Here is a 20188-nt window from a genome sequence, read left to right as displayed (position 1 = left end):
CGTTCATGCCGCACCAGCCGCCAGCGGCATCGCCACTTCGATGCGCAAGCCGTTGCCCAGCGCGCTGATCCAGCAGATATGGCCGCGCAGGCCGGCCACGCGCTCGCGCATGCCCAACATGCCGAAGCCATCTGCCGGCGTTTTGTCTGGATGCAAACCCTGGCCATTGTCTTCGATGGCCAGGTGCAGCAAGCCGTGCGCATCGGCGCGCAATTCCACCGTGGCCCGGTCGGCGCCCGCGTGGCGTGCCACGTTCGTCAAGCCTTCCTGCACCAGGCGGTATATGGCGGTGGCGGTGCCGTCGTCGAGCTTGGCGGGGATGGCGTGCGGTGCGAAATGGCAGGCGATGCCGTGCTGCTGGGACCAGCTGTCGCACAGCCCCTGCAGGGCCGGCGCCAATCCCAGGCTGTCGAGCACGGGCGGGCGCAGCCGGCGCAGCATGGTGCGCACCATCGCATGCAGCGCTTCCGACGAACGGGCGATGCTGGCCGCGCAGGCTTGCACGTTCGCCTGGTCGCCATCGCGCGCGCGCAGGATGTAGCTGGCGGCCGCGCGGATGGCCGTGCAGTCTTGTCCCACTTCATCGTGCAGCTCGCGCGCCAGCGCGCAGCGCTCCTCTTCCTGCGCGCGCAGCAGGCGCTGCGTGAGGGCGCGGTTTTGCGCCAGCAGCAGCGCCACCTGGCGGCCGCGCAGTACGGCAAAGCCGGCCAGCGCCAGCGCCAGCAGCAACAGGCTCAGGGCCAGTTCATCGAGTTGCCAGTGTTCGTGGCGCCCGAGCGCGTAGGTAACCCGTTCGGCCAGGTCCAGCCTGGCGGCCAGCAGGAAAAAAGCCAGTGCCAGCGCGCAGCACACGAGAAGGCGCTGGGCCGGCCGCGTGTCTGAGCGGCCGTTGCCGGCAAATTGATGGTGTTCCATGATGCTGCTCCCTGAGCACGGTCGATTCCCTTGTTGTGCAAGCTTCATGCCATCGGCGCAGGGGCAATGGCCGGGCGCGTGGCGGGGGGAGACAAGTGTTCCAGGATGGAACAGGTGTACCGCGATGTCACGGTGGCTGACGGCGCGGCAGGCACGGTTTTCGAGCTTATCTGAAGTCGGGCGGGCACGCTGGCGCGCACGTCTGCAGTGCGATGCATTGTTGTTCCGATGTAACGTTGAGATTGCTCAAGCTTTCATAGATAAAACAAAACAAAGTTTCGCAGAGTTAGATAAAAAATAAATAAATGATATTAAAAATATGATATTTGTTTTGTGTGGTTTGCTATATTTGTTGACACTTTTGTGAAAAAGCTGAAAGCGGGCGCCAGACCTGCCGACCTATCTATCCACAACAACCAAGGGAATAGAATGAATCGTCTATCACATGCGCGGGTATCGCCCGCCACCGCTACTGCGCCCGCTATCCGCGGCCGCGCCACCGTCCTGGCCGCGCTGGCCACCTTGTCCGTGCTGGCCTCGGCGCCGGCCATGGCCGATGTCCTGACCTTCGACTCGCTGCGTCCCGACGTGTATGCCAGCGGCCAGACGCTCAATACGTCGAGCTACAACCTGCTGTTCCTGGCCGACCCGACCACGGCGGCAGGCGGCGGCGTCAGCGGCGTGGGCGCCATCCTCGATGGCCGCGTGGGCTCGTCGTGCGATATCGCCGCCTGCCCGCAGGGCGCCACCGGCAACTACCTGGCCATCCTCAACGATGGCGGCGTGAATTTCGCGCGTGCCGACCACCAGGCGTTCAGCCTGGCCGGTTTCGACTATTCCTTCATCGCGCCCGTCTCGGGCTTGCCAAACATGAATTGGGGCCAGCTGCAGCTGAGCGGCACCCTGAGCAACGGCCAGGTGGTCAGCACCTCGCTGGCGTTTCCCGGCCAGGGCAGCGATGGCAATTACCATTTCCAGGGCGCTTCCCTGCTGGGCGGCTTCAGCAACTATGCGTTGACGGGCCTGACCTTCAACGCCTGCATTTTCAATGACACTGGCGCGTGCACCAATTCCATCGATTTCCCCGCCTTTAACCAGGGCCAGTTTGCGCTCGACAATATCAACATCAGCGCCGTGCCGGAACCGTCGACCTACATGCTGCTGCTGGCTGGTCTGGGCGCGATCGGCATGCTGTCGCGCCGCCGCAGCGGCAAGTTCGCAGCATTCACCGTGCAAGGAGCATGAGATGAAATTACGTCCCGTTTCACTCGGTATCCTCCTGCTGGCCGCCAGCCTGGCGCAAGCGGCGCAGGCGCAGGAACGCCGTTCCTACATCGTGCAACTGGTCGACAAGCCGGCCGCCACCTATACGGGCCAGGTCGACGGCCTGGCCGCCACCAAGCCGGCTCCGGGCGCGCGCATCAACGTGGGCGCCGCCGATGTGCAGGCCTATTTGAACTACCTCGACACCAAACAGGCCGCCGTGGCCGGCACCGTCAGCGCGGCGGAAATCACGCACCAGTACAGCGTCGTCTTCAACGGCTTTTCCGCCTTGCTGACGGACGATGAAGTGCGGGCCCTGAAGAAAAACAGCGGCGTGGCCAGCGTCAGCGCCGACTCCATCCTGCAGCTCGACACCAGCTACACGCCCACCTTTCTGGGCCTGGACAAGCCGGGCGGCCTGTGGGAACAACTGGGCGGCAAGACACACGCGGGCGAAGACATCATCATCGGCATCGTCGACAGCGGCATCTGGCCCGAGAACACGGCCTTTGCCGACCGCCTCGACGAGAACGGCGTGCCCAGCCACAGCGGCAGCAACGTCGTGTACGGCGCGGCACCGGCCAGCTGGCAAGGCACTTGCCAGACCGGCGAAGGTTTTAGCGCCGAGAATTGCAACAACAAGCTGATCGGCGCGCGCTACTACCGCGCCTCCACGTCGGCGCTGCACTGGACGGAATTCCTGTCGCCGCGCGATTCCGTCGCCGGCCTGACGGGGCACGGCGGCCATGGCACGCACACGGCGTCCACGGCCGGCGGCAACAATGGCGCCCTAGCCACTTCGAACGGGGTGTCGCTGGGCAAGGCCTCCGGCATGGCGCCGCGCGCCCGCATCGCCGCCTATAAAGTGTGCTGGACGGCCGCATCGACGGGCCGCAACGGTTGCGCCACGGCCGACAGCGTGGCCGCCATCGACCAGGCCGTCAAGGATGGCGTCAACGTCATCAACTTCTCCATCGGCCCGAACGCGGGCGGCGGCGCTTTCGACGAGCCGACGGAAGTCGCCTTCCTCGGCGCGGCGGCGGCCGGCGTGTTTGTCGCCACGTCCGGCGGCAATTCCGGTCCATCCACGCCGGCGCCCGACGTGCCGGCACCCGTCTCGCACATCAGCCCTTGGCTGGCGACGGTGGCCAATTCCACCCACAACCGTTTGTACGCGGGCAATGTCATCCTCAGCAACGGCACCAAGCTGGAAGGCGCATCGAGCAATGCGAAGACGCCGGCGCTGCCGCTGATCCGCTCGCGCGACGCGGGCCTGGCCGGCGTGTCGCCGACGGACCTCAATTTGCTGCGCTGCTTCGGCGCGGCCGACGCCACCTCGGCTTATCTGGACCCGGCGAAAGTGGCGGGCAAGATACTCGTGTGCGACCGTGGCGGCAACGTGCTGGTCAACAAGAGCGCGAATGCCAAGACGGCGGGCGCGGCGGGCGTGGTCATCGCCAACGTGGTCGGCGGCGCCAATACCATCATCAACCAGGCGCACGTGCTGTCGACGGTCCACCTGGCGCAGGCGCAGGGCGACGCGCTGAAGGCTTTCATGGCGTCCAATCCGGACGGCACGGCGGCATTGGGCGAAATCCATACGATCGCCGACACGACGGTGCAGGCGCCGATCGTCAGCGACCGTTCCTCGCGCGGGCCGAACGTGGCCAACGCGAATATCCTGAAACCGGACATGTCGGCGCCCGGCACCAACATCCTTGCCGGCGTGACGGCCGACCTGACCCCGGCGCAGCGCGATGCCGTGGCGGCCGGCGGCGTGGCGCCAGTGGCGGAGTGGGATTTCTATTCCGGCACCTCGATGGCCAGTCCGCACGTGGCCGGCGTGGCGGCGTTGCTCAAGCAGCAGCATCCGAGCTGGTCGCCCGCGGCCATCAAGTCGGCGCTGATGACGACGGCCTTCAGCACGTATCCTGACGGCTTGAACGGTTCCGTGTCGTGGGATGCCACGGCGAAGAACTCGGGCCAGCTGCCGTGGGGCCAGGGCGCCGGCCACATCGCGCCGAACAGCGCGGCCGATCCGGGCCTCGTGTACGACGTGTCGGAAATCGACTATGCGCGCTTCCTGTGCGGCCTAAACCTGAAGGTCTACAGTCCCGCCACCTGCCAGGCCGTCGGCACCATTCCTGCCTACAACCTGAACCTGGCGTCGCTGACGGCGGCCAACGTGCTGGGCACGCAAGTGCTGACGCGCACGGTGACCAACGTGGGCGCCAGCAGCGCCGTCTATAACGTCTCGGCCAGCCTGCCCGGCTACACGGTGGCGGTGACGCCTACGAGCCTGAGCCTGGCGCCGGGCGCCAAGGGCCAGTACCAGGTCAAGCTGACGCGCACCACGGCGCCGGCCAATACCTGGACCTACGGCGCCCTGAGCTGGACGGATGGCACGCACACGGTGCGCAGCCCGCTGACGGCGCGCGGCACCTCGCTGGCCGCCATTCCGCTGGTCAGCAGCGAAGCGGCCACCGGCAGCAAGGTGCTGACCCTGGGCACGGGCTTCACGGGCGCGCTGGTGGGCGTCAAGTCGGGTCTCGTCGAAGCCGTGCGCGAAACGCGCACGATCGGCCAGGCGGCGACGGGCGCTGCCGCATCGGCTGCCTGCAAGGCCGGTGGCGCGACGGGCGTGAACGTGCACAACGTGGTGGTCCCGGCCGGCACCCTGGCGGCGCGCTTTGCCACCTACGACTCGGAAACGACGGGCGGCGCGAATACCGACATGGACATGGAGGTCTACAATGCCGCCAATGTGCTGGTCGGCAGCAGCGGCAATGAAAGTTCCAATGAGCAGGTGGAACTGCGCCTGCCCGCCGCCGGTACCTACAAGGTGTGCGTGATCGGTTTTGCGCCGCAAAACGGCCAGGCCGACTACACCTTGTCGTCGTGGGTACTGGCGCCGGGCTTGAACAACGGCAGCTTCAAGGCGCTGATGCCGGGCACGGCCTTCATGGGCGGCACTGCGTCTGTCTCGCTGAGCTGGTCCAACCTGGCCGAAGGCAAGCGCCACCTGGGCGCCGTCGGCTACCAGGTCGCTGGCGTGGTGCAGGGCGTGACGGTGGTCGAGGTCAATACCAATGATCCCGTGCCGCTGTTCCAGAATGCGCGCGGCGCCAAGCCGGTGCTGGCCGAGTAAACCGTTGCCGGTGTAAGCGCAGGGCGTGCCTCCGGGCACGCCTTTTTTTTAATGGATGCCCCCCGTTCGGGAGGAATAGCACTTGCATGGCGGTAATGCCCCCGGTATCTTGTCGGATAGCCATGGCTTTGTGGCCTGGCATTCTTGGGGAGTCGCGCGTGACCAGTTTCCGCACCAATACCGACCGCCTGCTGGAAGTGCGCCTGCAGGATGAAAAAGTGCTGGCGATTGCCGGCGCGATGGTCGCCTATACGGGCGCCATCAAATTTGAAAAATCCCTGCTCGGCGGCGAGGGCATCTTCGGCGCGCTCAAGCGCAAGGTGACGAACGAAGGCATGCAGGTGATGCAGGCCGCCGGCACGGGCACCGTGTTTTTCGCGCAGAATGCGGCCGAGATCACCGTCATGGCGCTGGCCGGCGAAAAGCTGACCATCGAAAGCAGCAGCCTGCTGGCCTACGACACGAGCCTGAAGACGGGCACCAGTTTTGCGGGCCTGCGCGGCGCCAGCTCGGGCCAGGGCCTGTTTTCCACCACCGTCGAAGGCCATGGCAACCTGGCCGTCATTTCGCGCGGCAACCTGATCATGCTGGAAGTGACGCCGGCGCATCCGCTGCGCGTGGACCCGGACGCCTTCGTCGGCTTCAAGGGCGACATCCGCCAGGAATTCGTTTTTGACGTCAACTGGCGCACGATGATCGGCCAGAGCTCGGGCGAATCGTACCAGCACAAATTCACAGGCCAGGGCGTGGTGTTCATCCAGCCCGCCGAACGTTAAGTTACGCTAGGAGCAGCCATGCCTGTCTATCAGCAGATCAATGAAAAGATGCTCGAGGTCAAACTCGGCACTGAAGAAGTGTTCGCGCGCAAGGGCGCCATGGTGTCGTACCAGGGCGACGTGGCGTTCAGCCGCTCCTTCCTGGCCGGCCAGGGCGTGCAAAGCCTAGCCATGCGCGCTGTCACGAATGAAGGCTACGCCATGATGTCGGCGCGTGGCACGGGCAGCGTGTTTTACGCGCAGGGCGGCCTGTTCGTCACCATCGTGCCCGTGCGTGGCGAAACGTTTTACGTGGAAAGCGATTCCCTGCTGGCCTTCGATGCGCGCCTGACGGCCGGCACCATGTTCCTCGGCAACCAGGGCGGCGTGCAGGGCGTGGTGCGCGGCATGGCTTCGGGCCAAGGCTTGTTTACCACTACCTTGCAAGGCACGGGCGACGTGGCGATTTTGTCCGACGGCAATGCCATCGGCTTGCCCGTCACGCCGGACGTGCCCGTCTTTGTCGACCCGCAAGCGTATATCGGCCACACGGGGCAATTGAGCTCGACCATCGTCACGGACTTGAACTGGAAAACTTTCGTTGGCCAGGCGTCCGGCGAATCGTACCAGGTGAAGTTTACGGGCCAGGGCACGGTCTACATCCAAGCGAGCGAAAGGTAAGCCATGACGATTTACAATCCCGATACCTTGCCGAAGAACGATAACCTGAACCGTTTTTCGTATGTCATCGACGTCAAGGAACAAATCTTCATTCGCAAGGGTAAGATGATCGCCTTCTATGGCGAGCTGCGCTTCGAGGCCATGGGCAGCAGCGTGCTCGACCTGATCGTGCGCAATGCCTTCAATGCGCCGAAATACATCCACCACTTTGTCGTCGCACAAGGCCAGGGTCAATTGATTTTGGGCGACAACGGCAACGACCTGGCGTGCTACGACCTGGACAACGCCAACATGACCATCCGCGCGAAAAACCTGCTGGGTTTCACGAAGGATGTGATCTGCCAGGAATCGACCTTGCCCGGTTACCTGACGATGATAGGCACGGGTAAAGTGATCGCCTCGTCGAACGGTCCCGTGCATTTCCTCGAGTTGCCATGCCGCGTGGACGAGCAGGCCGTGCTGGGCTGGGCCGATTGCCCCAGCCCTTCGTATCACTACGATTACGCCCACGTGCAGGGCTGGGCCTCGGCCGCCGGCGCGCTCACGGGCTTTACCTTGTCGGGCGAGGAAAAGCAGATCGACTTCACGGGCGCCGGCACGGTGCTGGTGCAGTCGTCCGAGCTGGACGTGACGGGCAGCTCGGCCCTGGCCAACCTGCTGGCGCAATTGCCGATGCTGGGCAAGGAAGACCTGGGGACCTTGAGCTTGTCCGTGCAGCAGCAGATGAAAGAACAGCGTTAAGCTACTTGACGGCCATCCAGCTGGGCGGCCGTTTCTCTAAAAAGGCGCTCACGCCTTCGTCCGCATCCTCTTCCATCATGTTGCGCGCCATCACGTCGCCGGCGTAGGCGTAAGCCTCGTCCAGCGGCAGCTGGCGCTGCCGGTAGAACATCTGCTTGCCGTAGCGGATGGCCGTCGGGCTTTTCGCCATGATCTGCTGCGCCAGGCGCGCCACCGCCTCGTCGAGCGCCGCGTCGGCCACCGTTTCATTGATCAAGCCCCAGTCGGCGGCCGTGTCGGCGTCGATGAAGCGGCCCGTCACCAGCATGTCGAAGGCCCGCTTGGGCGACACATTGCGCGACAGGGCGACCGATGGCGTGGCGCAGAACAGGCCCACGTTGATGCCGGACACGGCAAAGCGGGCGGACGCGCCCGCCACGGCCAGGTCGCAGCTGGCGACCAATTGGCAGCCGGCCGCCGTGGCGATGCCGTGCACGCGGGCAATCACGGGCACGGGCAAGGTTTGAATGGCTTGCATCACGCGCGAGCATTGCGCGAACAGGGTTTGATAATACGCAAGCTGGCGCGTGGCCTGCATCTGGCGCAAATCGTGGCCAGCGCAAAAGGCCTTGCCTTCGGCGGCCAGCACCACGCAGCGCACGTGCGGCTGCCCGGCGATGAGGTCGAGTTCAACCTGCAGCGCCGCCAGCATGGCTTCGGACAGGGCATTGAATTGCAGGGGGCGGTTCAGGCGCAGGGTGACGAGGCCACCTTCGTCCTCGCGCAGCACCAGCGGCGCTTGCGTGTCATGTGTTGCGGTCATGCGGTCTCCAGTGGCCTGATGGCCTTGTTGTTCTAGGAAATCTTATTTGGCGGCATTCACGCTGCCGATGCCGGCGATCGACTTGTGCACGATCTTCGGCTTGCCGTAATAGGTCAGTTCGCCCATGCCGCGCACCACGGCGTTCAGTTCGCCCGAGGAATACACCTTGACGGAGCCGATGCCTTCGAAATTGACGTCGACGTTTTTCGCCAGCAAGGCTTTCGTATCGACTTCGCCCACGCCTTGCGCCTTCAGGCGCAGCCAGTCGACCTGGCCATCGGCAGACAGGCGGCCCGCGCCCTTGTAGCTGATGTCGACCCGGGGACCATTGAGCTTGGTGAGGATTTTTTCGCCCGCGCCTTCCGCGATCAGCTTGCGCAAGGTGGGCATGGTGATGATGATGCGCGGGTCGCCCTCGGTCTTCTTGATGTCCTTGTCCTTCATGGAAATTTTCAGCTCGCCATCGACCACTTCCGTAATGACGCCACTGAGAAATTTCTGGTCGCCGCGCAGCAGCAGACTTTGCTCCTTGCCCGATTCCACTTCGATGCTGATGGGGCCGCGGATGTCGATGGCGTTGAAGGCGCCCACCGTGCGGGTTTGCTCGTCGGCATGCGCGAGGGGCGAGAGGCAGGCGAGGGACAGGACTGACAACAGGAACAGAGGACGCATGGCGATTTCCTTGAGTAGTTGATCAGTGTATTCTATGTTGCAACATCTCCAAGAGGGATAAATTTGCGATGAACGGCACAAATCGCGGTGCGGATGACACGCCTCCGCAGGCCAGCCGCGCGCCTGGCAAGGCGCCGTTGGTCTATGCTATGGCGTACCGCGTCCTGGAGACCAGATGAAAAATTACCACAAAGAAGATTATCCCGTCGCCGATATCCGGCGCTTCCTCGAACCGGGGCCGGTGGTGCTCGTCAGTTCAACGTGGAAGGGCGAAAGCGACGTCATGACCATGGCCTGGCACATGCTGATGGAATTTACCCCATCCTTGCTGGGCTGCTTCATTTCCGATGCGAACCACAGCTACGAAATGATCAAGCGCAGCATGGAGTGCGTGATCAACCTGCCCACGGCCGACATGGTCGACCAGGTGGTCGCCATCGGCAATTGCAGCGGCGAAGACACGGACAAGTTCACGGCCTTCGGCCTGACGCCGCAGCCGGCCGAACAGGTGGGCGCCCCCCTGATCGCCGAATGCTACGCCAACTTCGAATGCAAGCTGGCCCAGGTGTCGGGCAACCCGAAGGGCGGCTTCTTCATCTTCGAGTGCGTGAAAGCCCACGTGGCCACCTCGCCCAAGCTGCCCGAAACCCTGCATTACCGTGGCAACGGCGAGTTCATGGTGTCGGGCCGCACGATCAGCCGCAAGAGCTTGATGAAACCGGAAATGTCGTAGGTCGGATTAGGTTCGAAGAACCGTAATCCGACACCACCGTTGGCAGAGGATTAAATCACCCCCTGCGCCAGCATCGCATCGGCCACTTTCACGAAACCGGCGATATTCGCGCCATCCACATAGCTGACGGAACCATCGGCGCGCGTGCCGTACTGTTTGCACGCGGCGTGGATGCCTTGCATGATCTGCAGCAAACGCGCATCGACTTCTTCGCGCGGCCAGGAAATCCGGGCAGCGTTCTGGCTCATTTCCAGGCCGGAAGTGGCCACGCCTCCCGCATTGCTGGCCTTGCCCGGCGCGTACAGCACACCGGCCGCTTCGAAGGCCTTGGCGGCCTCGATGGTGGTGGGCATGTTGGCGCCTTCGGCCACGCATTGCACGCCATTGGCGATCAAGGTGCGCGCATCGTCGATGTGCAGTTCATTTTGCGTGGCGCAGGGCAGGGCGATGTCGACCGGCACATGCCATGGCGATACGCCAGCCTCGAAGCGCACGCCCGTGCGCGCGGCGTAATCGCTGACCCGGCCATACAAATGGTTCTTGACCTCCATCAGGATGGCCAGCTTTTCCGGCGTAAAGCCTGCCTCGTCGATGACGGTGCCGCTCGAATCGGAGACGGTGATGACTTTCGCCCCCATGGCCATGGCTTTTTCCACCGCGTACTGCGCCACGTTGCCCGAACCGGACACGGACACGCGCATGCCTTCGAATGAGCGGCCCCGCGTTTTCAGCATTTCCTGCGCAAAATACACGGTGCCGTAGCCCGTCGCTTCCGGACGCATCAGCGAGCCGCCGAAGCTGGCGCCCTTGCCCGTAAACACGCAGTCGGCGCGGTTGCTGAGCTTTTTCATCATGCCGGCCATGTAGCCCACTTCGCGCCCGCCCACGCCGATGTCGCCGGCCGGCACGTCCGTGTCCGACCCCACGTGGCGGAACAGTTCGCTCACGAAGGCCTGGCAGAAGCGCATCACTTCGCCCGGGCTCTTGCCCTTCGGATCAAAGTCGGAACCGCCCTTGCCGCCGCCCATCGGCAAGGTCGTCAGCGCATTCTTGAACGTTTGCTCGAAGGCGAGGAATTTCAGTACGGACAAGGTGACGGAAGGGTGGAAGCGGATACCGCCCTTGTACGGTCCGATGGCCATGCTGTGCTGGATGCGGTAGCCGCGGTTGACTTGTACTTGCCCATGGTCATCGACCCATGACACGCGGAACATCACCACGCGCTCCGGCTCGATCAAGCGTTCCAGCAAGCCTTGTTCCGCGTATTTCGGGTGCTGTTCCAGGAACGGCCACAAGCTCTCCATGACTTCGGTGACGGCTTGCAGAAACTCGGGTTGACCTGGATTGCGTGCGGCGACATGCTGGACATACTCGTGAGCAGATGCGTATTTCATCAGAATTCCATGGAGGTAATCGGTTATTTGGGCAACTATCATCGCAGATTTCGCACAAAAATGGTGCGGAAATTTGGTTTTGAGGGGTTTCTGCTACATTTTGGGGATTTTTTAAGACGCTGCGGCAGAGGCGAGCCGTAAACGACAACGCCAGCCCGAAGGCTGGCGTTGGCGTCATTCTTGCGTGCCTGGCTGGACAAGCCAGAACAGGGATCACCCCGCCATGCCGCGCAAGATCAAGCCCGTGATGTAGGCGCCGTAGGTGCCCAGCGCGTAGCCGAGCACGGCCAGCAGGACGCCAACGGGGGCCAGGGATGGGTGGAAGGCGCTGGCGATGACGGGGGCCGAGGCGGCGCCGCCGATGTTCGCTTGCGATCCCACGGCCATGAAAAACAGGGGCGCGCGGATCAGCTTGGCGACGATCAGCATCAGGCCGCCATGCACGGCGATCCAGATCAGGCCCAGCAGGAACAAAAACGGTTTGTCGAACAGGGCTTTCAAGTCCATGTGCATGCCGATGGTTGCCACCAGCACGTACAGCATGGCCGAGCCGATGGTCGAGGCGCCCGCGCCTTCCAGGCTGCGCGCCCGGGTAAAACTGAGCAGCAGGCCGAAGGTGGTGGCGAGCACGACGATCCAGAAGAAGTTCGACGTCAGGCTGTAATCCTGCAAGCGCCATGCGGCGGGCAGGGTGCTGATCCAGCCGATGATGGGGCCGGCCAGGAAGTGCGACAGACCCGTCACGCCCAGGCCCACGCCGAGGATGATCATGATGTCGGTCAGGTTGGCGACGCGCGCGTGCTGGGCACGGTAGCTTTCGATGCTGTCCTTGAGCGCATTGATGGCGGATAAGTCCGCGCCGGTCCAGCGGTCGAAGGCGCCCGCGCGGCCGGCCAGGAACAGCAGCACGGCCGTCCAGACGTTGGCCACCAGCACGTCGACGGCGACGAACTGGCCGAACAGCGTGGCGTCCACTTCAAACACTTCCTTCATGGCCGCCTGGTTGGCGCCGCCGCCTATCCACGAACCGGCGACAGTCGTCATGCCGCGCCAGGTGTCGCCCGCCACCGTTTCCGGGTGGATCAGCCGCAAGGCTTCGAACGAGACGAGGGCGCCCAGCATCACGCCGAGCGTTCCTGTGAGAAACATGATGATGGCCTTGGGGCCGAGGCGGAGGATGCCGCCGAAATCGATGGCCACGCACAGCAGGACCAGCGCGCTGGGCAGCAGATAGTCGCGCGCCACGGCGTACAGGCCGGAGGCGTTGCCGTCGATGATGCCGAAGGTGTTGAGCAGCGCCGGGATCAGGTAGCACATCAGCAGCGACGGGATATAGGTATAAAACTTTTTCCAGAAGCCGTTGGCGTGCGAGGCGGTCCAGAAGACGCCCCCCAGGGTCATGGCGAGCAGGCCGAGGACGACGGCGTCATTGGTGATCAGGGCAGAGGTGGCAGGTGGCATCGGGGATTCCGGTGAACGTGTCAGGGACGCACCGGGTGCCGATCAGGCCCCCGGGCGCAGGGTGGCCGTATCGTATAGCAATGTTGAAGCCTAAACAAATTATTCAGGCGGCGCCAGTTGGAATTTTTCTTGTCAAATCAAACACTTGCGGACTGGTTTGTCGCCCCGCGCGCCAGACTGGCGGTTACAAATAGCGCGCCAGCAAGGCTTTGTTCAGCGCGCCGTCAAGTTCGATGCGCACGAAGTGGCCGCTGCCCGGCGCCACCTGGATCTCGCTGCCATCGTCGGCCAGCATGCGGGTAATGGTGAAGTCGCGGTTGCCGTCCGGGTGCAGGGCTTCGATACGGTCGCCCACGGCGAAGCGGTTTTTCACTTCCACCCTGGCCCAGCCGTTCGTCACGCCCAGCACGTCGCCCACGTACTGGCTGCGGTCCGCCTCGGACGCGCCGCGCATGTAGTTCTGGTGCGTCTGCGTGTGGTGGCGTTGATAGAAACCGTCCGTGTAGCCGCGGTTGGCCAGGCCTTGCAGCTGGCCCAGGAGACCCATGTCGAAGGGGCGGCCCGCCACCGCGTCGTCGATGGCCTGGCGGTACACTTGCGCCGTGCGCGCCGCGTAGTACAGCGACTTGGTGCGGCCTTCGACCTTCAGCGAATCGACGCCGATCTTGACCAGACGCTCGATATGCTCGACGGCGCGCAAGTCCTTCGAATTCATGATGTAGGTGCCGTGCTCGTCTTCGAGGATCGGCATCAGCTGGCCCGGCCGCTGCGCTTCTTCGATGAAGTAGGGCTGGTCGGCCAGCGGGTGGCGCGGCTGCTGGTGCAGGGCGGAAAACGCATTGTTGTCGGCTTCGGCCAGCGCCTGGTGAAATTCCAGCGGCACCACCTGCATGCCGCCCAGGTCGCCGCTGGCGTCTTCCGCAGCATTCTTGACCTTGTAATCCCAGCGGCAGGAATTCGTGCACGTGCCCTGGTTCGGGTCGCGGTGGTTGAAATAGCCGGACAGCAGGCAGCGGCCCGAATAGGCGATGCACAGGGCGCCATGGACGAACACCTCGAGTTCCATTTCCGGGCAGCGCTGGCGGATTTCCTCGATCTCGTCGAGCGACAGTTCGCGCGACAGAATCACGCGCGTCAGCCCCATGCGGTGCCAGAATTTCACGTCGGCCCAGTTGACGGCATTCGCCTGCACCGATAAGTGCACGGGAATCTCCGGCCACTTGTCGCGCACCATCATGATCAGCCCCGGGTCGGCCATGATCAGGGCGTCGGGGCGCATGGCGATCACCGGTTCCATGTCGCGCAAATACGTTTTCAGCTTGGCGTTGTGGGCGAAGATATTGCTGGCGACAAAGAATTGCTTGCCGCGCGCATGGGCGCCATCAATTCCCTCCTGCAAGGCTTGCAAGGTCGAAAAATCGTTATTGCGCACGCGCAAGCTGTAGCGCGGCTGGCCCGCGTAGACGGCGTCGGCGCCATAGTCGAAGGCGGCATGCATCTTGGCCAGGGAACCGGCAGGCAGGAGGAGTTCGGGAGCGTGGCGCATGGGATGGGCAAAGCCGGCGATTGTAGGCGGGCTGGCGCCAGATTGCCTTGCCTTGGGTCAAGGGATTGACATCCGATGCCCGGCAACGTCAGACGTAAGGCGTGCCCGCCAACGCCGCCTTCAGACCGACATGCCCCTGGTCCACGAGGGCCAGGAAGCGGGCCTTGGCCAGCTGCGCGTCGCCATGCCGTGCGAAGGCGCGGTGCGCTTCGATCAGGGCCGTGCTCCAGGTGGCCAGCAGCAGGCTGGCCGCCAGCCGGGCCTGGGGATCGTGCGCGTCGCGCCCCGTGCTGTCGGTCAGCGCCGTTGCCACCACTTGCGCCAGCTCGTCGCGGATGGCCCGCGCCCGCGATTTCAGGGTCTCGCTGGCTTCGATGGTGGCAATAAAACCCTGGCCGGCGGCGGAAAACGTGACGTAGGGACTGTCTTCGGCCACCAGCCGGTGCGCCAGCAGGCGCAGGGTTACGATCGGGGGCACCATGGGGTCGCGCTGGCGCAAGGCGGTGCGCAGCAGTTCGCGTCCCTCTTCCTCGCGGTCGAAGAACATGTCTTCCTTGCGGGGGAAGTGGTTGAACACCGTCATACGTCCCACGCTGGCAGCCGCCGCGATCTCGTCCACCGTCACCTGCTCGAAGCCGCGCACGAAAAACAAGCGCGTGGCGGCATTCGAGATGGCTTGCCGGGTGGCAAGGCGTTTGCGGGAGCGGAGGTCGGAAGGAATCGTCATGTTGCTGCGATCATACACGAAGTGTACTGAGTACAGATAAGGCTTGGTGGTGCAGCCAGGCTGAGCGTACTATTTATGTACTGAGTACATATTTAGATTGAGTATATGAAAATAGCCATTCCGGCGACAGCGCTGCCTGTCATCTTTGCCACGGTCGCCCTCGACGCCGTCGGCATCGGCCTGATCTTCCCCATCCTGCCCGCGCTGCTGCGCGAGGTCACGCATGCCGATAACGTGGCGCCGTACATCGGCATCATGACGGCCCTGTATGCGTTGATGCAGTTCGTTTTTGCGCCCGTGCTGGGCGCGCTGAGCGACCGCCTGGGGCGGCGCCCCGTGCTGCTGCTTTCGCTGGCGGGCGCGGCCGTCAATTACCTGTTCCTGGCCTTCGCCCCCAGCCTGTGGATGCTGCTGCTGGGGCGCGCCATTGCCGGCTTGACCAGCGCCAATGTGTCCGTGGCCACGGCCTACATCACCGATATTTCTCCCGAGGAAACGCGGGCGCGCCGTTTCGGCTTGCTCAACGCCATGTTCGGCGCCGGCTTCATCATCGGCCCCGTGCTCGGTGGCGCACTGGGCGATTACGGGCTGCGCCTGCCGTTCATGGCGGCGGCCATCTTGAATGCTGGCAACCTGCTGCTGGCGTTGTTGACGTTGCCGGAATCACGTCGGCCCACGGGCGAAAAAATCGACCTGCTGGCATTGAATCCATTGCGCCCGCTGCGCTGGGTGTTATCGCAGAAAAGCTTGCTGCCGATCACCGCCATTTTCTTTACCTTCAGCGCGGCCGGCGAGGTGTATGGCGTGTGCTGGGCCTTGTGGGGCCACGATGCGTTCGAGTGGAACGGGCTGTGGATCGGCTTGTCGCTGGGCGCCTTCGGCGTGTGCCAGGCGCTGGCCCAGGCCTTCCTGCCCGGTCCGGCCGTGAAGCTGCTGGGCGAGCGCGCCACCATCCTGGGGGGCGTGGCCTGCGCCTGCATGGCCCTGGTCGTCATGGCCTTTGCCACCCGCAGTTGGATGATCTTCGCCATCATGCCCGTGTTCGCCCTGGGCGGCATCGGCGCGCCGGCCCTGCAGTCGCTGGCCACGCGGCAAGTTGCCGAGGACCGCCAAGGCCAGTTCCAGGGCGTGCTGGCCTCGTCCGTGAGCCTGGCGTCCGTGCTGTGCCCGTTGGTATTTTCCAGTATTTATTTTGGCGTCAGGGCGTACTGGCCCGGCGCCGTCTGGCTGTCCGTGATTGTCGTGTACGCGGCGCTGGTGCCGCTCGTGCTGGGCTTGTCGCTGGCGTCGACCACGCCGGCATCGTCGCGCGGATAGGAGGCCGGCGTTTCCTGCTTGGCGGCGGGCGCAAAATCGTCGACCTGTATCAAGCCGTCGACCAGGCGCGCATAATCGAGCAAGCTATTGTGCTCCTGGCAGCTGACCGAGCCCGCCGCCTTGGCTGCGGCCAGCCACTGCTGCATGGCGGACAGGCTTTGCGGCAGGTGCCGCAGTGCCGCGCCTTCGGGCGTGTCTTTCAGGCGTTTTTCGATGTGCAGGACGTCGGGCAGCAGTACTAGTGCCCGCTCGGCGCAGGCCACGGGATCGCTGCTGTCGGTGGCCACATAGCCGTCGGCCAGCAGGCGCTCGCGGTCGGCGCCAGGCGTTTGCAGGGCCAGCGCCACTTCACTGCCGAGTTCGTCGGACGGCGGGCGATGGGGCAAGCCAAACGGGAACAGCAAGGTGCGCAGCAGCACCGCCAGCATGCGCGCAGGGAAATTGTCGAGCACGCCCGTCAAGCCTTGCTGGGCCTTGACCAGCGCATCCTGCAGCGACCAGTGCACATAGGGCAGGTCGGCGGCGAAACGGCCATCGTCTTCGTAGCGCTTCAGCACGGCTGACGCCAGGTATAGCTGCGCCAGCACGTCGCCCAGGCGGGCGGACAGCCGTTCGCGGCGTTTGAGTTCGCCGCCGAGCACGAACATCGACATATCCGTCATGACGGCAAACGCCGTCGACAGCCGCGTCAGGGCACGGTAGTAGGGCGTTAGTACAGGTGCGCCGGCATCGGGCACGGCCGCCAGGCGCGCGCCGCCCAGTCCGTACCACAAGCCCCTGGCCAGGTTGCCCAGTACAAAGCCGACATGGCCAAAGAAGGCGGAGTCAAAATCCCGTATGGCTTTGCGGCCGTCGCTTTCGCTGACGGCGGCCATTTCCCTGAGTACATACGGATGTGCGCGGATGGCGCCTTGCCCGAAGATGATCAGGCTGCGTGTGAGGATATTGGCGCCTTCGACGGTAATGGCGATGGGGATTTGCTGGTAGGCGCTGGCGAGGAAATTGTTGGGGCCGATGCAGATGCCCTTGCCGCCGAGGATATCCATGCCGTCATTGACGAGCGCGCGGCCCCGTTCCGTGACGTGGTATTTGACGATGGCGGAAATGACGGCGGGCTTTTCGCCCAGGTCGACGGCGTGCGCGGCCAGGGTGCGCGCCGCGTCCATCAGATACAGGTTGGCACCCATGCGGGCCAGCGCTTCCTGCACCCCTTCGAATTTGCCGATCGGCATGTTGAACTGGCGCCGCACGGCCGCATACGCGCCGGTGCCGCGCACGGCCATCTTGCCCATGCCCACGCTGGACGAGGGCAGCGAAATGGCGCGCCCGGCCGCCAGGCACTCCATCAGCATGCGCCAGCCTTTGCCCACTTGCGCCTGGCCGCCGATGACCCAGTCGATGGGGATGAACACATCGTTGCCCGACGTGGGGCCGTTCTGGAAAGCGGCGTTCAAGGGATGGTGGCGGCGCCCGATCACCACGCCGTCGTGGCTGGCAGGGATCAGCGCGCAAGTGATGCCGGGCGCATCGTTGTCGGATAGCAGATGCTCGGGGTCGCTGGTCTGGAACGCCAGCCCCAGCAAGGTCGCCACGGGCGCCAGGGTGATGTAGCGCTTGTTCCACGTGAGGCGGAAACCCAGGGTAGGGCGTCCTTCATGCATGCCCATGCAAACCACGCCCAGGTCGGGAATGGCGGCCGCGTCGGAACCGGCATACGGACTGGTCAGCGCAAAGCAGGGAATCTCGGTGCCGGCGGCCAGGCGCGGCAAATAATGGTTTTTCTGTTCTTCGGTGCCGTAGTGCAGCAGCAGTTCGGCCGGCCCCAGCGAATTGGGCACCATCACGGTCACGGCCAGCGCCGAGCAGCGGCTCGACAGCTTCATGACAACTTGCGAATGCATGTAGGCGGAGAATTGCTTGCCGCCGTATTGCTTGGGAATGATCATGCCGAGGAAACCTTGCGCCTTCATGTAGTCCCAGGCTTGCGGCGGCAAGTCGAGTTGCTGCTGCGTTTCCCAGTCATCGACCAGTTCGCACAGCCGTTCGACGTCGTGCTCAAGAAAGTGGCGCTCTTCGGCAGTGAGCGAAGCCCGTCCATAGCCCAGCAGTTTTGGCCAGTCGGGCCGGCCGGAAAACAGGTCCGCATCCCACCACGTGGTGCCGGCTTCGAGCGCGTCGCGCTCCGTGTCCGACATCGTCGGCAAAATACGCTTGAACAGGGCCAGCAGGTGTGGGGTAATCAGGGCGCGGCGCACGGGGCCGGGCGCGAACAGTACAACTAGGCCCAGCAGGGCCACCACCAGTATGATCGTCAGCATGCGATACCTCCCTGTTATATGACGACAGGATAGGCCGAGATGGCGAATGTTACTGTGCGGTACAGCGCATACGCACAACGCCAACCGGATGGGTTGGCGTTGTGGTGTCAGGCGTGAAGCGTATTAACGTTGCGGAACGACAATCACCGTGTCGCCCTGCTTGCCCTTGGCGCCCGTGTCGCCTTTGGCACCTTCGTCGCCGGCAGCACCAGCGTCGCCCTTGGCGCCATCGTTGCCTTGCATGCCACTGTCGCCGGTCTGGCCCGTGGCGCCAGTGGCACCGGTCGCGCCGGCAGGGGCTTCAGCGCCCTTGGCGCCCGTCGCGCCGGCAGGACCAGGCGCGCCTGCAGGGCCGGGAACGACTTGTACGACGGTGGGCGCGGGTGGTGCTTCGCGCTGGCAAGCGGTCAAGGCAAGGGTAGAGGCGAGCGCGAGCAATATCAGGGTAGTTTTCATGATGCATCCTTTGGCAGTGTGCCGTAATGTACGGAACGGCTCGACGGCGTCGGGCGCGAGTTTCGCATGGCGGTGTGGCGGGGAGAACTGGCCAGGTGGCCGTTGCGCCGTGTCGCGCAAGGCGCTGGCGGCGGGAAGGGTGTGTGGTCTGCCTGCAGCATGGGCTCTTGGACAGCCGCAGTCCGTACGTTTGCGTACACAGCGGCGACTGGAGGAGGTTTTGTGCAAAGGAAAACAAAAAAGCCAACCCGAAGGTTGGCTTTTTGCTATGTACTGCTGAATTCTTGGTGGCCCGGGGCGGAATCGAACCACCGACACAAGGATTTTCAATCCTCTGCTCTACCGACTGAGCTACCAGGCCAAGGCGGCGAATTATAGCAGAAAGACTTTCTACCTGACCAGAGCTAGCTGTGTTCAAATGCAACAGATGGCCAAAACATGGTGTTTTGGCATCCTTGTATGAACTGAAGGGATGTGGCGATGCAGCGACGTAATGGCGTGCAATGGCTGGTGCTGGGCGGCTTGTTCAGCGTGGTGTGCGGTGTGGCGCGGGCCGATGGGTTGGCCGACCTGAATGCGGCGCTGGCGCGGCTGCAAGGGCAGACGCCGATCAAGGCGCAGGTGGAATCGAAAAGCTGGCGCCGGGAAGGCGAGGGCAAGGAGGCGGAAGAAGATAGCGGCCAGGCCACGGTCTCCGTCGACGGCGGGCCGGCGGGATTGCAAGTGCTCTACGGCAAGGACCTGCTGGCGAAAGTGGAGGCCGAGCAGCGCGCCAAGGTGAAAGATCCGAAGGTCAAGACGCCGATCGGCTTTGCGCTGGGGGAAATGAAGGCGACGGAGCTGCGCTCCATGGTGTCGGCGGCGGATTCTCTGTCGCGCGAGATCGAGGAAGCCGTGTTCAGCAGTGAAAAAGTGGATAGCTACAAGGGCAAGCCGGCGCGCCTGCTCAGCTTTACCTTGTCGCTCGACAAGGTGCCTGAGAAAGACCGCAAGTATGTGAAGAAGTTCGAAGGCGGTATCGAGGTGTGGATCGCCGCGGATGGCACGCCGCTGGCCAGCCGTTTTCACTTCGACGTGAGCGGGCGCGCCTTTGTCGTCGTCAGCTTTACGCAAAAGACGGACGAGACGCGCCAGTATGGCGTCAGCGGCGACCATTTATTGTTGCTGCGCAAGGAGAGCAAGAACACCACCTCAGGCGCGGGCGAGAGGGTGGAGAGCAAGATCGTCAAGACCCTGCAATTGCAGTCCTGACGTGTTGC

Annotated in this window: 16 protein-coding genes, 1 tRNA gene and 1 pseudogene; 8 read left to right on the top strand and 10 right to left on the bottom strand. The window is 63.9% G+C overall.

Annotated elements, in window-relative coordinates; all coding sequences use genetic code 11:
• Nucleotides 1–3: 3 nt before the first annotated feature.
• Complete coding sequence (locus tag ASN89_RS07990) at nucleotides 4–915, bottom strand: histidine kinase (protein ID WP_058048907.1); 912 nt, start codon at nucleotides 913–915, stop codon at nucleotides 4–6.
• A 429-nt stretch (nucleotides 916–1344) separates the two neighbouring features.
• Here ASN89_RS07990 and ASN89_RS29290 point away from each other — a divergent pair, with 429 nt between their 5' ends.
• From ASN89_RS29290 to ASN89_RS07965, 5 genes are all read left to right on the top strand, one after another.
• Nucleotides 1345–2160, top strand: a complete 816-nt coding sequence (locus tag ASN89_RS29290) for an NF038120 family PEP-CTERM protein (RefSeq protein WP_046682203.1) — start codon at nucleotides 1345–1347, stop codon at nucleotides 2158–2160.
• Nucleotide 2161: 1 nt separating this feature from the next.
• Nucleotides 2162–5326, top strand: a complete 3165-nt coding sequence (locus ASN89_RS07980) for a S8 family serine peptidase (RefSeq protein WP_058048905.1) — start codon at nucleotides 2162–2164, stop codon at nucleotides 5324–5326.
• Between the two features lie 122 nt (nucleotides 5327–5448).
• Nucleotides 5449–6102 (top strand): AIM24 family protein, encoded by a 654-nt coding sequence (locus tag ASN89_RS07975; RefSeq protein ID WP_082654471.1) that lies wholly within the window; start codon nucleotides 5449–5451, stop codon nucleotides 6100–6102.
• An 18-nt stretch (nucleotides 6103–6120) separates the two neighbouring features.
• Complete coding sequence (locus tag ASN89_RS07970; RefSeq protein WP_058048904.1) at nucleotides 6121–6762, top strand: AIM24 family protein; 642 nt, start codon at nucleotides 6121–6123, stop codon at nucleotides 6760–6762.
• A gap of 3 nt (nucleotides 6763–6765) precedes the next feature.
• A complete protein-coding gene (locus tag ASN89_RS07965) occupies nucleotides 6766–7503 on the top strand; it encodes an AIM24 family protein (RefSeq protein ID WP_058048903.1) in 738 nt (245 codons plus the stop codon).
• Nucleotide 7504: 1 nt separating this feature from the next.
• Here the strand turns inward: ASN89_RS07965 and ASN89_RS07960 are convergent, their stop codons facing one another.
• Nucleotides 7505–8305 carry an enoyl-CoA hydratase gene (locus ASN89_RS07960; protein ID WP_058048902.1) on the bottom strand — a complete coding sequence of 267 codons (801 nt, stop codon included), beginning with the start codon at nucleotides 8303–8305 and terminating at the stop codon, nucleotides 7505–7507.
• 42 nt (nucleotides 8306–8347) lie between these two features.
• Nucleotides 8348–8977: a head GIN domain-containing protein gene (locus ASN89_RS07955; protein WP_046682207.1), complete on the bottom strand. Its 630-nt coding sequence runs from the start codon at nucleotides 8975–8977 to the stop codon at nucleotides 8348–8350.
• 175 nt (nucleotides 8978–9152) lie between these two features.
• Between ASN89_RS07955 and ASN89_RS07950 the strand changes: the two genes are divergently transcribed.
• Nucleotides 9153–9710, top strand: a complete 558-nt coding sequence (locus ASN89_RS07950) for a flavin reductase family protein (RefSeq protein WP_046682208.1) — start codon at nucleotides 9153–9155, stop codon at nucleotides 9708–9710.
• A gap of 50 nt (nucleotides 9711–9760) precedes the next feature.
• Here the strand turns inward: ASN89_RS07950 and gdhA are convergent, their stop codons facing one another.
• From gdhA to ASN89_RS07930, 4 genes are all read right to left on the bottom strand, one after another.
• A complete protein-coding gene (gene gdhA / locus ASN89_RS07945; RefSeq protein WP_058048901.1) occupies nucleotides 9761–11104 on the bottom strand; it encodes an NADP-specific glutamate dehydrogenase in 1344 nt (447 codons plus the stop codon).
• A 213-nt stretch (nucleotides 11105–11317) separates the two neighbouring features.
• Nucleotides 11318–12565: a DUF819 domain-containing protein gene (locus tag ASN89_RS07940; RefSeq protein ID WP_058048900.1), complete on the bottom strand. Its 1248-nt coding sequence runs from the start codon at nucleotides 12563–12565 to the stop codon at nucleotides 11318–11320.
• A gap of 184 nt (nucleotides 12566–12749) precedes the next feature.
• Nucleotides 12750–14111 carry a tRNA 5-hydroxyuridine modification protein YegQ gene (gene yegQ, locus ASN89_RS07935; protein ID WP_058048899.1) on the bottom strand — a complete coding sequence of 454 codons (1362 nt, stop codon included), beginning with the start codon at nucleotides 14109–14111 and terminating at the stop codon, nucleotides 12750–12752.
• An 88-nt stretch (nucleotides 14112–14199) separates the two neighbouring features.
• The gene (locus ASN89_RS07930; RefSeq protein WP_058048898.1) at nucleotides 14200–14838 is read right to left on the bottom strand and encodes a TetR/AcrR family transcriptional regulator; all 639 of its coding nucleotides are present in this window, start codon (nucleotides 14836–14838) and stop codon (nucleotides 14200–14202) included.
• A gap of 105 nt (nucleotides 14839–14943) precedes the next feature.
• Here ASN89_RS07930 and ASN89_RS29455 point away from each other — a divergent pair, with 105 nt between their 5' ends.
• Complete coding sequence (locus ASN89_RS29455; protein ID WP_082654470.1) at nucleotides 14944–16155, top strand: TCR/Tet family MFS transporter; 1212 nt, start codon at nucleotides 14944–14946, stop codon at nucleotides 16153–16155.
• Nucleotides 16156–16178: 23 nt separating this feature from the next.
• Here ASN89_RS29455 and ASN89_RS07915 read toward each other — a convergent pair.
• The 3 genes and pseudogenes from ASN89_RS07915 to ASN89_RS07905 all read right to left on the bottom strand — a co-directional run.
• Nucleotides 16179–18452 (bottom strand): annotated as a pseudogene (locus ASN89_RS07915) (acyl-CoA dehydrogenase); the annotation flags it as partial.
• 144 nt (nucleotides 18453–18596) lie between these two features.
• On the bottom strand, nucleotides 18597–18929 hold the full coding sequence (locus ASN89_RS07910) for a hypothetical protein (protein WP_046682214.1): 333 nt from the start codon (nucleotides 18927–18929) through the stop codon (nucleotides 18597–18599).
• Between the two features lie 285 nt (nucleotides 18930–19214).
• Nucleotides 19215–19290 (bottom strand) — tRNA-Phe (locus ASN89_RS07905).
• A 119-nt stretch (nucleotides 19291–19409) separates the two neighbouring features.
• Here ASN89_RS07905 and ASN89_RS07900 point away from each other — a divergent pair.
• On the top strand, nucleotides 19410–20180 hold the full coding sequence (locus ASN89_RS07900; RefSeq protein WP_046682215.1) for a hypothetical protein: 771 nt from the start codon (nucleotides 19410–19412) through the stop codon (nucleotides 20178–20180).
• Nucleotides 20181–20188 lie beyond the last annotated feature (8 nt).

It is taken from the genome of Janthinobacterium sp. Ant5-2-1 (assembly GCF_001445815.1).
Lineage (GTDB): Bacteria > Pseudomonadota > Gammaproteobacteria > Burkholderiales > Burkholderiaceae_D > Janthinobacterium > Janthinobacterium lividum_E.
The sequence above is the reverse complement of the archived record's forward strand: the minus strand, read 5'-3'. Positions and strand labels throughout refer to the sequence as shown.

Coding starts and splice junctions, on each gene's coding strand:
- ASN89_RS07990 (WP_058048907.1), bottom strand. CDS start 915: ATGGAACACCATCAATTTGCCGGCAACGGCCGCTCAGACACGCGGCCG.
- ASN89_RS29290 (WP_046682203.1), top strand. CDS start 1,345: ATGAATCGTCTATCACATGCGCGGGTATCGCCCGCCACCGCTACTGCG.
- ASN89_RS07980 (WP_058048905.1), top strand. CDS start 2,162: ATGAAATTACGTCCCGTTTCACTCGGTATCCTCCTGCTGGCCGCCAGC.
- ASN89_RS07975 (WP_082654471.1), top strand. CDS start 5,449: ATGGCTTTGTGGCCTGGCATTCTTGGGGAGTCGCGCGTGACCAGTTTC.
- ASN89_RS07970 (WP_058048904.1), top strand. CDS start 6,121: ATGCCTGTCTATCAGCAGATCAATGAAAAGATGCTCGAGGTCAAACTC.
- ASN89_RS07965 (WP_058048903.1), top strand. CDS start 6,766: ATGACGATTTACAATCCCGATACCTTGCCGAAGAACGATAACCTGAAC.
- ASN89_RS07960 (WP_058048902.1), bottom strand. CDS start 8,305: ATGACCGCAACACATGACACGCAAGCGCCGCTGGTGCTGCGCGAGGAC.
- ASN89_RS07955 (WP_046682207.1), bottom strand. CDS start 8,977: ATGCGTCCTCTGTTCCTGTTGTCAGTCCTGTCCCTCGCCTGCCTCTCG.
- ASN89_RS07950 (WP_046682208.1), top strand. CDS start 9,153: ATGAAAAATTACCACAAAGAAGATTATCCCGTCGCCGATATCCGGCGC.
- gdhA (WP_058048901.1), bottom strand. CDS start 11,104: ATGAAATACGCATCTGCTCACGAGTATGTCCAGCATGTCGCCGCACGC.
- ASN89_RS07940 (WP_058048900.1), bottom strand. CDS start 12,565: ATGCCACCTGCCACCTCTGCCCTGATCACCAATGACGCCGTCGTCCTC.
- yegQ (WP_058048899.1), bottom strand. CDS start 14,111: ATGCGCCACGCTCCCGAACTCCTCCTGCCTGCCGGTTCCCTGGCCAAG.
- ASN89_RS07930 (WP_058048898.1), bottom strand. CDS start 14,838: ATGACGATTCCTTCCGACCTCCGCTCCCGCAAACGCCTTGCCACCCGG.
- ASN89_RS29455 (WP_082654470.1), top strand. CDS start 14,944: ATGAAAATAGCCATTCCGGCGACAGCGCTGCCTGTCATCTTTGCCACG.
- ASN89_RS07910 (WP_046682214.1), bottom strand. CDS start 18,929: ATGAAAACTACCCTGATATTGCTCGCGCTCGCCTCTACCCTTGCCTTG.
- ASN89_RS07900 (WP_046682215.1), top strand. CDS start 19,410: ATGCAGCGACGTAATGGCGTGCAATGGCTGGTGCTGGGCGGCTTGTTC.